Raw genomic sequence first — 1,412 nt, forward strand, 5'->3', positions numbered from 1 at the left:
AGGCAACCCCGGCCCAAATCGGTGCTTTTATGAGTGCCCATCGCATTAAACGCCCCACCAGCGATGAATTAGCGGGAATGCTTGATGCCTACGCCGAGCTTGGCCTGCAAATAACCCTAGAATCAGCCTCTTTTCAGCATCCGATCACTATTTTTGGCAATCCCTACGATGGACGCTCTCGCACTGCCCCAGTTACCCCGATCACTACTTTAATCCTAGGGTTGGCAGGGGTTCCCGTAGTCCTGCACGGGGGCGATCGAATGCCGACTAAATACGGTATTTCCCTCAAGGAAATCTGGCAGCAATTAGGAGCAGATTTTAGTCAATTATCCTTAGCAGCAGTGCAAGACTGTTTAATCACCACAGGATTGACTTTTTTCTATATTCCGCGCCATTTCCCTCTAGTACAGAATTTCATCACCTATCGGGAGCAAATCGGTAAACGTCCGCCCATGGCCACGGTAGAGTTAATGTGGTCGCCTTTTGTCGGTAATATTCATCAGATATCGGGTTTTGTTCATCCCCCCACCGAGGAGCGTTTTTGCGAAACTTTTGCCCTGAGAAATATCTCTCATTTCACCACTGTGAAAGGATTAGAGGGCAGTTGTGATTTAGCCTGTAATCGGACGGCGATTATTGGTCTGGGAAATCCCACCGATCCGCCTTCCTTTCAGCGATTTTTCCTAAATCCTCGCGATTATGGCTTCTGTCCCTCGGATTATCCCCTCGAATCTTTAGAGATGCTCACCGCTAAATTAAAGGGTTTATTAGCTGGAGAAAATAATGAATTAAGCGATGCGGCAATTTTTAACGGTGGTTTTTATCTTTGGCGCTGTGGAATTGTCCCAGATATCCCCACGGGTTTCCAGCAAGCACAACAATCTTTACAGTCGGGAAAAGCCCTGGCTAAACTAGAAGAGATCAGTAATTATCTGGAAAATCAGGAATAGATAGGAATAGGACTGTAGGGAAAATCACTCCATTATAAATACTTTTGAGAAAAAAATTTTCCCAACTGCATCATTTCCTCGCTCAAGTGGGAAAGCTATGACTACGGTAAACGATTTAGAAGTTTCTAATTCCTATCACAGTCGCCCGTAGAGAAGCCATCATGTCTGCAATTAACCCCTCGACGCTCGAAACTGAATTTATCTGTCCCTCTTTTTCTATCTTAAAACTGAAGGAAAACTCGATCGACCTGGATGAAGATTTTCTCGGCAGTGATTTGGAAGATGATTTAGTATCTAGTCCCGAAAAAAGCTACAGCAACGGCACAACTACCGATTTAGTACGTTTATACCTACAAGACATTGGCAGAGTGCCTCTGCTCAAACGGGACGAGGAAGTTGAACAAGCGCAACAGGTACAGCGTCATCTGTCTTTACTGAAATTATGCGCCGCCGCCGTTAAAC

Annotated in this window: 2 protein-coding genes; both read left to right on the plus strand. The window is 45.4% G+C overall.

Annotated elements, in window-relative coordinates; genetic code table 11:
• The coding region (locus IQ242_RS24730) for an anthranilate phosphoribosyltransferase family protein (RefSeq protein WP_193961775.1) at positions 1-950 on the plus strand (950 nt) is incomplete at its 5' end.
• 161 nt (positions 951-1,111) lie between these two features.
• Positions 1,112-1,412 (plus strand): sigma-70 factor domain-containing protein (locus IQ242_RS24735; RefSeq protein WP_305070292.1); only part of this gene is annotated, 301 nt, incomplete at its 3' end.

The sequence above is a fragment of the Microcystis sp. LEGE 08355 genome (genome assembly GCF_015207185.1).
Classification (GTDB): domain Bacteria; phylum Cyanobacteriota; class Cyanobacteriia; order Cyanobacteriales; family Microcystaceae; genus Microcystis; species Microcystis panniformis.